Genomic DNA, 7854 nt, shown 5'->3' with positions numbered 1-7854 from the left:
ACCGGCAACAACCGCTACGACACCAGCTTCTCCCCGTACTTCGACGGTGAGACCTACGGTGTCTACAAGGCCGCGGCCGCCGGCTGGTCGGGCAAGATCGTCTGACCTTCCGGTCAACGGTCTGAGCTGAGGTAACACTCAGCCCAACCGCAACAAAGAAGGGACCTGGCATCCAGCCGGGTCCCTTTTCCGTGTTTCCATGTCGCAGCGCCTCAGCGGGACGCTCCCGGGGCGACCGCTCCACCCGAGGAGCGAGGGCGGCGCACTCGTGCGACCGCCCCTCAGGGTCTCGAACGGATGGACGCCGCCTTCATCTGCCGCTTGACCACGCTGGCGGCCGAGATCGAGCGGGCTCAGGGCCTCGAACGGGTGGGCACCGCCTTCACCGAGCTGTCGCGGCGCGAGCGCGAACTGCTCGCCGGCCTGAGCAAGCGCGAGCAGCGCTCGCTTGCCCCCTGTTCCTCCGCTCGCCCCCTTCTACGCTTCGGACAGCGGAGCGCACCGAATTCCTCTTGCCCCTAAATCTGACTTTTTCTACATAAAGTCGGACAAATGCGATGTCGCATGACGATTCGACAGCACGAACTTTCGGATAAAACTGTGATTTAGCTCACAGTCGACCGCGAACAGAGAGCCTGACTGGGGCTCCAACGAGGGAAGGTCTTCCCGAGTTGATCAGGGGAAACAACAAGCCCTACGGGTCTGACGGCACCACCCCTCCATTCGGTTCCATCGGTCCGCGACATTTCTCCGGACTTCCCTCACAGCAAGCCCTCAGATAACGTCCTTTGCCATCCCTTTACTGACGCATGGGGCGCAAGTTGACGTCCCACGACAGACCAAGGAGTTCCCCCCATGAAGCGCACTGTGGCTTTCAGTGGCCTGGTCGCCACCGCCGGTCTGCTGGCCGCCGGTCTGGCCGCCCCCGCCCAGGCTGCCGACAGCATCCCGACCGACGTGCTGGCCGGCACCCCCTACGCCGCCAACCAGGTCGCCCAGTTCTGGCTGGGCGAGGCTCGCGCCAAGCTGATCGGTGCCACGCCGTACAACGTGGAGACCAAGGCCGTCGCGAAGCACGTCTCCAAGGGCGGCCCGGCTCCCGACAGCAAGCCGGGCGTCGTGCCGGCGATCGGCGACGAGAAGAAGGCCGTCGCCAAGTCGAAGAACGTCAACCTGCCCAAGACCACCGGCAAGGTGTTCTTCCTCGGCGCCGACGGCGAGGCGCACTGGTGCTCGGCCACCTCCGTTCAGGCCAACTACCGCAACCTGGTCGCCACGGCCGGCCACTGCGTCTACGACACCGGCAAGAACGCCCACGTTCTCGACAAGTGGGTCTTCATCCCCGGCTACTACCAGGGCAAGACCCCCTGGGGCATCTACGTGGGTAAGCAGGCGTTCACCCACTACGACTTCGATGTCTACGAGGACGGCGACCGCGACTACGCGTTCGTCACCGTCTACAACGGTGTCAGCCTGAACGGCGCTTCCGAGGTCACCGAGGCCGAGTACGCCAAGTACGCCGCGAACGTCCGCGACGTCAAGTCCTACGACTTCAAGACCGAGGCCGAGCTGAAGGCCTTCCTGAAGGACAACCCGAAGGCCAGCAACAAGTCCACGAAGACGACCGACACCACCTACGAGGTCGACAAGACCAAGGTCGTCGCCAAGGGCACCGAGCACTCGACGCTCAACGAGAGCGCCACCGTTGCCGAGTTCCTGTCCTTCAACAAGGGCAAGAAGGGCACCGAGCCCGGCGGCTTTGCCGAGGGCACGGGTTTCACCGAGACCCAGATCAACCGTGACGAGTACAAGGGCTACAAGGACTCCTACACCAGCGAGGACGGGAAGACCCTCTACTTCAAGACGGGGGAGGGGGACAAGAAGAAGTACTTCAAGCGGACCTTCTGGGTGAACTACGGCTTCAAGGCCACCACGAAGGAGGTCTGGACCTACAAGGCGGAGCGTTACTTCGCCCTCGCGCTGCAGGACGTCGGCCGCCTGGGTGACAACGTCGGCGGGCAGGGTCTGGCCTACAACCAGAAGGTCGGCAAGCCGGTCTACGTGTTCGGCTACCCGAGCGGCTCGCACCCGGACGGCAACCACGCCTTCTCCGGTCACACCCTGAAGTGGACCTACGGCAAGACCTTCCCGGTCCAGGTCGCGGCCATCAAGGGCGAGGAGCTCGTCGGCACCAAATCGTCGTTCACCGGTGAGGGTGCCATCGGCTCCTCCTGGCTGGTGAACTACAACAACGGCCGCCGTCTCGGCTACCTGAACGGTGTGACCATCGGCGTCTCCGACACCGACGGCAACAACCGTTACGACACCAGCTTCTCGCCGTACTTCGACGGTGAGCTGTACGGCGTCTACTCCGCGGCCAAGAACCTCTGGTCCGGCAAGATCGTCTGACCTTCCGGTCAACGATCTGAGCTGAGGTAACACTCAGCCCCAACCGCAACGAAGAAGGGACCTGGCATCCAGCCGGGTCCCTTTTCGTATCTGTCCCCGGACGGGAGGTGCCCTGCCACGGGAGAACGAGCCACCGCCCTGTCGTCGGGGACCGTCATACGTGAGGACGGTCGTGGTGACAGCCCTGTCTGGGGCGATCGTCATGGTCCAGCCGAAGGGCTGCCCGGGTTTGAAGGGCCTGATGGCGAGCACGTGCCGGCCCCCCCGTTCACCGGGAATGTTGGTCGACGGGTGGCAAAGCCCGCGTGGAAGGTCCTCCACGACTTTCCATGTGGCTCCCGACAGCCTGCCCATACGGCACCTGACCGACCGTGGCGTGGACGCTGAGCGACCTCAGTTGGTCCGTGGACCCTCTTGACATCGCTCAAATCCCTTTTCCGGGGCCGATAGGTGCCGGCCGCCTCGACGGCAGCTGTGAAGCCGTATGGCTCCGTCACGCCCCACGCCACGAAATGGCTGATGGGATAGAACGCCTCGAACGCCGACGGATCTCGCATGTTCGTTGGGGATCATCGGCGGCGCACGCCGGATTGTCGGCCATCGGCCGCGGCCTTCCTCGCTCAGGGGTTTCCCCTTCTTGGGAAGCAAGGAGGCGAGCATTACATTTGCCCGCCCGCGTGAGCCGATTCGCTATACGACCGTTCGCCGACCAGAAAACGGCATTTCGGGCAATAGACACCTGATAGCCACAGAGAGCCGCGAGACCGCGACGAGGACGTGCCCGCACACCCCCCGCCTCCGCACCGACGCCGTCCCCGCCTGAACTCGCCATCCGGACAGGAGCGAAACCAGGCCAAACATGGTGCTCATGTGCGAAGAAAGGGCCCTGATGAGCAGCCACGCTCCCGTAGGCGGGTCACAATGACCCGCAAACCGGAAACTCCGCCGAACAGGGCGAGACTCCCCCAGCTTTCACCGCATATGCACCAAAACAGACGAATCGCCCAAGAATGTCGCCACCGTGACGCCGCGGACTGGTTGCCTCCGCGCTCAAACTGTGATTCATGTCACATCTCGCAGGTGGACCGATCCACCTGGCCGACATACCGCTTGGTCTCAGATCCGCATGTTGATCAGCAAAAACGGATCGGAAAGCCCTCGGGATATCTAGGACGTACCGAGCACATGTATCGGTTCCCCCGATCCCGCACTTTTCATTCGACTTCCCTCACAGCAACCACTTAGGTAGCGTCTTGGTCATCCCTTTACTGACGCATGGGACGCAGATGGCGTCTCACGACAGACCAAGGAGAAAACCCTTGAAGCGCTCTCTCGCTTTCGGTGGCCTCGTCGCCACCGCCGGGCTGCTGGCCGCCGGTCTGGCCGCTCCCGCTCAGGCCGCCGGTGATGTCGCGAGCACCCCGCTCGCCAACACCAACCTGGCCGCTCAGGAAGTCGCCGCGTTCTGGTACGGCGAGGCCAAGGCGAACCTGATCAACGCCACCCCCTACGGCGTTGAGACGAAGATCGTCGCCAAGCACGTCTCGACCGGCGGGCCCTCGGCCGACACGAAGCCCGGTGTCGTGCCGGCGATCGGCGACGAGAAGAAGACGACGTCCAAGTCCAAGAACGTCAACCTGCCCAAGACCGTCGGCAAGGTGTTCTTCATCGGCGGCGACGGCCGTCCGCACTGGTGCACCGCTACCTCGGTGCAGTCCGGCTACCGCAACCTGGTCGCCACCGCCGGCCACTGCGTGTACGACACCGAGTCCAACAAGGCCACCCTCGACAAGTGGGTCTTCGTCCCGGGCTACTACCAGGGCAAGACCCCGTGGGGCATCTACGTCGGCAAGCAGGCCTTCACCCACTACGACTACGACGTCTACGAGGACGGCGACCGCGACTACGCGTTCGTGACCGTCTACAACGGCGTCCTGCCCGAGAGCGTGCGCGCAGACCGTCACTACGAGTCGAAGGTCTTCCGGACCCGCGCCGAGGCGGAGAAGGAGCTGCGCAGGCTCGAGGCGGACAAGACCACCGGCTGGTCCGACCTCAGGATCGTCGAGGTCCGTGGCGGCCGCGGCAACGACGACCACCACCACGGCCGCGGCGACCACCGTGGGCGCGACAACGACCGTGGGCGTGACTACGACCGTGGCCGCGACAACGACCGTGGCTACAAGGTCGCCGTCAGCGTGGCGGACTTCGCGAAGCTGAACCCGAACAAGGACCTCACCGGCAACGGGCCGTGGGCCGAGGGCACCGGCGCCGACGCTCCGGTCGAGATCAGCAAGAGCGACTACCGTTCCGACCAGGACTCGTACGTCAGCCGCGACGGCAGCACCCTGTACTTCCGCAAGCCGGTCGACGGGAAGCCCGGCGACGGCGACGGCCACCACGGCGGCGGCAAGGATGGCGACCACCACGGCGGCGGCAAGGGTGGCTGGGGCGACGGTCGCGACCTGGCCCCGAGCCCGAGCCCCTCTCCGGTCACGTCCGAGTCCCCCGCCGCGGACTCGACGCCGGCCAACGACCAGGGCGAGGACAAGGGCAAGGGCCGCGAGCGCGTCTACAAGTACTTCAAGCGGACCTTCTGGGCCACGAAGCAGGGCGTCGTCGGCTACAAGGTCGTCGGCAAGAAGCTCGCGATCGGCCTCAAGGACGTCGGTCGCCTCGGCGACAACGTCGGCGGTCAGGGCCTGGCCTACAACCAGAAGGTCGGCAAGCCGGTCTTCATCTTCGGTTACCCGAGCGGGTCGCACCCGGACGGCAACTACGCCTTCACCGGCAAGACCCTCAAGTGGGCGTACGGCAAGACCTTCGCCGTCCAGGCCCCCGAGGTCAAGGGCGAGGAGCTCCTCGGCGTCAAGACCTCGTTCACCGGCGAGGGCTCGATCGGTTCGTCCTGGCTGCTCAACTACCAGAGCGCCCGTCGTCTCGGCTACCTCAACGGTGTGACCATCGGCCTGGCCGACACCGACAAGAACGGCCGCATCGACACCAGCGTCTCGCCCTACTTCGACGGTGAGACCTACGGCGTCTACAAGTCCGCGGCCAACCTCTGGTCCGGCAAGATCGTCTGACCTTCGGTCAACGATCTGAGCTGAGGTAACACCTCGGCACCCCTCCGCGACGGGAAAGGGGCCTGGCATCCAGCCGGGCCCCTTTTTCGCGTCTTCCCGCTTTCTGCCCCTGGAGGCTCCCCACCGGCCCCCGTCAGTACGAGGTGAGCGGAGGAGGCAGGAGCTTCCGGCAGACGCAGCCAACTCCCCACCGACACAACCCCTCACGGCCCTGCCTGATCAGGCTCGGCCCCTTGCCCAGTGAGCGGAGCGGGCGGGAGCGAAGGCCCAGCGAAGCGGGCTTCGCGAGAACCAGGGCTTCCCGGCAGGTACAGCGATCTCGCCACCTTGACCGGTGAGCGGAGCGGGCGGGAGCGAGGATCGCAGCCAAGAGCGGGGACCGGAGCGTCCGGCAGGCGCAGCGAACGCCCCCACCGACACAGCGCCCGAAGCCGCCCTAAGCGGCAACCATGCCTTGGCGGTACAAAGCCGGTGGGTGGCCCTCCGGGGTCGGTTTCGTCAGCCGTCGAGGCGGGCGGCGAGGTCGAGCCATTCGAGCTCGACCTCCTCCTTCTGCGCGGTGACCTCGCGCAGCTCGGCGTCCAGCGCGCCGAGACGCTCGAAGTCGCTCGCGGCCTCGGCCATCCGCGCGTGCAGCTTCTCCTCGCGCTCGCCGAGCCGGTCGAGCTGCCGCTCCAGCCGGCCCAGCTCCTTCTGCAGCTCGCGCTGCTCCTTGGCCGACAAGCCGGAAGCGGCAGCTCCGTTGGAGCCCCCGGCGGCCGTCTCCGCTGCCGCGCCCGTCCCGGCCGGTACGGCCTGCCCGCCGGGAGCGGACGCCGTACCCGAGGACGCGGCGCGGGCGGACAGGGCGGCGCCGGACGCACGCCGCGCGAGGTATTCGTCGACGCCGCCGGGCAGCATGGAGAGCCTGCCGTCACCGAGGAGGGCGACGCAGCGGTCGGACACCCGCTCCAGGAAGTAGCGGTCGTGGCTGACCACGACCAGCGTGCCCGGCCATCCGTCGAGCAGGTCCTCCAGCTCGGTGAGCGTCTCGATGTCGAGGTCGTTGGTCGGCTCGTCGAGGAGCAGCACGTTCGGCTCGTCCATGATCAGCCGAAGGAGCTGGAGGCGGCGGCGTTCGCCGCCGGACAGGTCGCCGACGACCTTCCACTGCGCCTCGCCCTTGAAGCCGAGGCGCTCGAGGAGCTGCGAGGCCGACCATTCCTTCTTGCCGACCTGGATGTACTTACGGATCTCTTCGACGGTCTCCAGCACGCGGCGGGACGGGTCGAGCTCTGCCAGTTCCTGGGAGAGGTGCGCGAGCCGTACGGTCTTGCCGCGTACCACCCGGCCGGAGTCGGGTGTGACGGAGCCGGACAGCAGGCGCAGGACGGACGACTTGCCCGAGCCGTTGACGCCGATCAGGCCGATGCGGTCGCCGGGACCGAACTGGAAGGTGGCGTGGTCGAGCACGACCGGACCCGCGTCGGGCCCTCCGGCGTGCAGGGTCACGTCCTCCAGGTCGTAGACGGTCTTGCCGAGCCGCGCGGAGGCGAACTTCAGCAGCTCGACGGTCTCGCGGGGCGGCGGCTCGTTCGCGATCAGCGCCTCGGCGGCGTTGATGCGGAACTTCGGCTTGGACGTCCGGGCAGGCGGACCGCGCCGCAGCCAGGCGATCTCCTTGCGCATGAGGTTCTGGCGGCGCTCCTCGGCGGCCTGCGCGATGCGGGCGCGCTCGGCCTTGGCCAGCACGTACGCGGCGTACCCGCCTTCGTAGCGTTCGACCGAGGCGTCCACGACCTCCCAGGTGCGGGTGGAGACCGCGTCGAGGAACCACCGGTCGTGCGTGACGACGAGCAGCGCCGACTTGCGCTGGGCGAGGTGCCCGGCGAGCCAGGCGATGGCCTCGATGTCGAGGTGGTTCGTCGGCTCGTCCAGGATGATCAGATCGTGCTCGTCGATGAGCAGTTTCGCGAGGGCGGTGCGCCGCCGCTCGCCGCCCGACAGCGCGCCGGCCTGCGCCGTCAGGTCGATGTCACCGAGCAGGTTGGCGAGGATCTCCCTGATCGCGGCGTCTCCGGCCCACTCGTGCTCGGCCCGGCCGGACAGCACGAGGTCGCCGACCGGCGCCGCGGGGTCGAAGTCGTCCCGCTGGGACAGGAGGCCGACGCGCAGGCCGCGGTTGTGCGTGACGCGCCCGCTGTCCGGTTTCAGCTCCCCAGCGATGATCGAAATCAGCGTGGACTTGCCGCCACCGTTGCGTCCGACGACGCCGATCCGGTCGCCCTGCCCGATGCCGAGCGTGACGTCGGTGAGCAGCGGCTTGGGCCCGAAGGCGTGGGAGACCGATTCAAGGTTGACCAGATTCATCGCCTGCCCAGCC

Annotated in this window: 4 protein-coding genes; 3 read left to right on the top strand and 1 reads right to left on the bottom strand. The window is 66.7% G+C overall.

What is annotated here, in order from left to right:
- Nucleotides 1–297 precede the first annotated feature (297 nt).
- From AWQ68_RS09780 to AWQ68_RS44795, 3 genes are all read left to right on the top strand, one after another.
- Nucleotides 298–522: a hypothetical protein gene (locus tag AWQ68_RS09780; RefSeq protein WP_066938054.1), complete on the top strand. Its 225-nt coding sequence runs from the start codon at nt 298–300 to the stop codon at nt 520–522.
- 333 nt (nt 523–855) lie between these two features.
- The gene (locus AWQ68_RS09775; protein WP_066938052.1) at nt 856–2409 is read left to right on the top strand and encodes a trypsin-like serine peptidase; all 1554 of its coding nucleotides are present in this window, start codon (nt 856–858) and stop codon (nt 2407–2409) included.
- 1319 nt (nt 2410–3728) lie between these two features.
- Nucleotides 3729–5492: a trypsin-like serine peptidase gene (locus AWQ68_RS44795; protein ID WP_245655831.1), complete on the top strand. Its 1764-nt coding sequence runs from the start codon at nt 3729–3731 to the stop codon at nt 5490–5492.
- 498 nt (nt 5493–5990) lie between these two features.
- On the opposite strand, the gene AWQ68_RS09765 is transcribed toward AWQ68_RS44795, so the two are convergent.
- Nucleotides 5991–7841: an ABC-F family ATP-binding cassette domain-containing protein gene (locus AWQ68_RS09765; RefSeq protein ID WP_066938050.1), complete on the bottom strand. Its 1851-nt coding sequence runs from the start codon at nt 7839–7841 to the stop codon at nt 5991–5993.
- Nucleotides 7842–7854: the final 13 nt, after the last annotated feature.

It is taken from the genome of Microtetraspora fusca (assembly GCF_001570365.1).
Taxonomy (GTDB): domain Bacteria; phylum Actinomycetota; class Actinomycetes; order Streptosporangiales; family Streptosporangiaceae; genus Microtetraspora; species Microtetraspora fusca.
This window is presented reverse-complemented; position numbering and strand designations above follow the sequence as displayed.

Excerpts from the sequence above, each read along its gene's own strand:
- AWQ68_RS09780 (WP_066938054.1), top strand. The coding sequence starts at position 298 with ATGGACGCCGCCTTCATCTGCCGCTTGACCACGCTGGCGGCCGAGATC.
- AWQ68_RS09775 (WP_066938052.1), top strand. The coding sequence starts at position 856 with ATGAAGCGCACTGTGGCTTTCAGTGGCCTGGTCGCCACCGCCGGTCTG.
- AWQ68_RS09765 (WP_066938050.1), bottom strand. The coding sequence starts at position 7,841 with ATGAATCTGGTCAACCTTGAATCGGTCTCCCACGCCTTCGGGCCCAAG.